This window comes from Pseudomonas sp. NPDC087690 (genome assembly GCF_044743175.1).
In the GTDB taxonomy this organism is placed as follows: domain Bacteria; phylum Pseudomonadota; class Gammaproteobacteria; order Pseudomonadales; family Pseudomonadaceae; genus Aquipseudomonas.
Genome location: NZ_JBIUVX010000085.1, coordinates 1 through 3,119 on the forward strand (window position 1 = coordinate 1; position 3,119 = coordinate 3,119).

The following is a 3,119-nucleotide window of genomic DNA, read 5'->3' on the forward strand; positions in this document are numbered from 1 at the left end:
GATGAACGAGTACCTGCGCTACATGGCGATGCACTCCGATCTGCACAAGCAAATCGACTTCGTCAATTCGCAGGAAGTGGTTTCGACCGACTTCGTTGGCTCGCGCCACGCCGGTGTAGTCGACGCTGAAGCGACCATCGTTCAGGATAACCGCGTTGTTCTGTACGTCTGGTACGACAACGAGTTCGGTTACAGCTGCCAGGTGGTTCGCGTGATGGAAGACATGGCTGATGTAAATCCGCCAGCATTCCCGCGCTAAGCCTTAGCTGCACATGAAAACGCCCCGACTTTGGTCGGGGCGTTTTTGTTTGTGGGCCTTTTAGAAGTGTGTTGTCAGTACCTGCCTCATCGCGAGCAGGCTCACTCCTACATGGGGATTTGTGAACGACACAGATCCAATGTAGGAGTGAGCCTGCTCGCGATAGCTATTTAACGAGCGCCGCCGGGTATGGCCGCTTGCGCGGTGCGTAACTCATGCTTATTGCCACGAAACAGCACCAGCGTCGCAATCAACCCCAACACCGCCGCACCACTCAGCCAGATCCCCGGTGCTGCCTTGTTATCCAGCACATGAATCAGATACGTACACGCCGCCGGGGTAAACCCGCCGAACGTCGCTGTCGCCAGGCTGTAAGCCAGCGAGAACCCGGTCGTACGCACTTCCACCGGCATGATCTCGGTCAGCGCCACCACCATCGCGCCGTTGTACGAGCCGTACAGGAACGACAACCACAGCTCGACAATCAGCAAATGACTGAAGCTCGGATTTGCCACCAACCACGACAGCGCAGGATAGGCGGTAAGAATCGCCAGAATCGTCGCCGCAAGCAGTAGGGGCTTTCTCCCGATTTTATCGGACACCGCACCCATCACCGGCAACCAGAAAAAGTTCGACAGGCCGATGCACACCGTCACCAGCAGCGCATCGAGATCCGACAGATGCAGCTCAGCCTTGCCGAAGGTCGGGGTGTAAGCGGTGATCAGATAGAAGGACACGGTGGTCATCACCACCAGCGCCATGCCGGCGATGACGATGCCAAAGTTCTGACCGATCGAGCGGACAATTTCCCGCAGGGTAGGGCGATGTTTCCGCGCCTGGAATTCCGGGGTTTCTTCCAGTGAGCGACGAATGACAAAGATCACCGGCACAATCATGCAGCCGATCAGGAACGGCACGCGCCAGCCCCAATCACCCATTTGTTCCGGGCTTAGCCAGTGATTGAGGCCGACGCCGAGCAGGCCGGCGAAGACGACCGCCGCTTGCTGGCTCGCGGATTGCCAACTGACGAAAAAGCCCTTGCGACCCGGGGTGGCAATTTCTGCCAGATACACCGACACGCCACCGAGTTCGACGCCCGCCGAGAAACCTTGCAGCAGTCGGCCGAACAGAACGAGCAAAGGTGCGGCGACACCGAGGGTGGCATAACCCGGAACGCAGGCAATCAGCACCGTACCGGCAGCCATCAACGCCAGCGTGATGATCAAGCCTTGGCGGCGGCCATGACGGTCAATGTAGGCGCCGAGGAAAATCGCCCCCAGTGGGCGCATCAGGAAGCCAGCGCCAAAAGTCGCCAGTGAAAGCATCAGCGAGGCGAAGGCGCTGTCGGTGGGAAAGAACGTTTTAGCGATGGCCGTGGCATAAAAGCCGTAGACCATAAAGTCGAACATTTCGAGGAAATTGCCGCTGACAACGCGAAAGATCGCTTTGCCTTTGCCCGTGGTGGAGGACATGGTCAGGTCTCACTATTGGATTTTGTATAAAGATGTTGCAGATCCTTTAATTCATAATGGCCGTCGCGGTTTTACGGAGAGATGAATAATTGTTCACTGGACGGTTGCTTGGGATCGTGATTCTTGCGGGCATATTGGCTGGCTGCGGCAATGGCGATTCCACGGAAGGTTTCGGTGGGCCGACCATGGGCAGCACGTACTCGATCAAGTACGTGCGCCACGCCGGCATGCCTGACGCGACGCAGGTTCGCCGTGAAGTGGAGAGCATCCTTGGCGAAGTCGATCGGCAGTTATCGACTTATCGCAATGATTCGGACATTGAGCGCTTCAACGCTTTGCCCGCGAACAGCTGTCAGAAAATGCCTGCTTCGGTGCTGGAATTGGTCCTTGTGGGCGAGCAACTGTCAGCGCAAAGCGAAGGTGCCTACGATCTCACCGTGGAGCCGCTGATGAATCTCTGGGGCTTCGGCCCGCAAGGGCGCGAAGAGAAAGTCCCTGACGCCGAGGCACTGGCTGAGGTGATGTCGCGCATTGGTCATCAGCACTTGCACGCCAATGGCGATCAGTTGTGCAAAGACGCCGCCGTCGAAGTCGACTTCAACAGCATTGCTGCCGGTTATGCCGTCGACACTATCGCGGCGAGGCTCGACGCCATGGGCATTCAAGACTACTTGGCCGAAGCCACCGGTGAATTGAAGGCCAAAGGCAGAAAACTCGACGGCTCACCCTGGCGCATCGCTTTGGAAGAACCCCGTGATGATCAACAGGTCGCCGAACGCGTCATTAATGTCGATGGCTACGGCGTCTCCACGTCCGGCGACTATCGCAACTATTTCCTGCAGGATGGCCGGCGTTATTCCCACACCTTTGATGCGCGCAGCGGTGCACCCGTCCTACACGACCTGGCGTCAGTCACAGTGATTCATCCTTCAGCGTTGATGGCCGATGGACTATCGACACTGTTGCTGATTCTTGGCCCGGAAAGGGCGTGGGACTATGCCGAAAAACATGACATTGGTGCATTCTTTGTCATTCGTGCCGATACAGGTTTTGTCGTCCGCACCAACAAGGCTTTCGAACGCCTCAGTGGCGAAAAAACTGACTGAGAACAATACGAAAGCTGGCGTTGTAGTGCAGGCAAAAGTAGCCTACGACGCGACCAAGGGTTAATGTGCGCGGCGTTGACGCTTCTATAGACTGTGTCCGGGTTCTTGATTGACCCCCAATTGTTCCTTCGCGCCGCTGTTCGGCGTGATTTAGCCGTAGGTGCTGCTGGCACCGCGGCCTGTTCTGAGGAGTACGCATGGCTGTCTACAACTACGACGTGGTGGTGCTGGGTTCCGGCCCGGCGGGCAACGATTACCACCACAAGCCAAACTACGCTAGCC

Annotated in this window: 3 protein-coding genes and 1 pseudogene; 3 read left to right on the plus strand and 1 reads right to left on the minus strand. The window is 57.2% G+C overall.

Features of this window, described 5'->3' with window-relative positions; genetic code table 11:
• A pseudogene (locus ACIPIZ_RS29230) lies at nt 1–259 on the plus strand (glyceraldehyde-3-phosphate dehydrogenase); the annotation flags it as partial.
• 170 nt (nt 260–429) lie between these two features.
• Here ACIPIZ_RS29230 and ACIPIZ_RS29235 read toward each other — a convergent pair.
• Nucleotides 430–1,731, minus strand: coding sequence for an MFS transporter (locus tag ACIPIZ_RS29235; RefSeq protein ID WP_122660483.1), 1,302 nt, complete (start codon nt 1,729–1,731; stop codon nt 430–432).
• Between the two features lie 89 nt (nt 1,732–1,820).
• Here ACIPIZ_RS29235 and ACIPIZ_RS29240 point away from each other — a divergent pair, with 89 nt between their 5' ends.
• A complete protein-coding gene (locus ACIPIZ_RS29240; RefSeq protein WP_401168969.1) occupies nt 1,821–2,837 on the plus strand; it encodes an FAD:protein FMN transferase in 1,017 nt (338 codons plus the stop codon).
• A gap of 197 nt (nt 2,838–3,034) precedes the next feature.
• The coding region (locus ACIPIZ_RS29245; RefSeq protein ID WP_401168979.1) for a hypothetical protein at nt 3,035–3,119 on the plus strand (85 nt) is incomplete at its 3' end.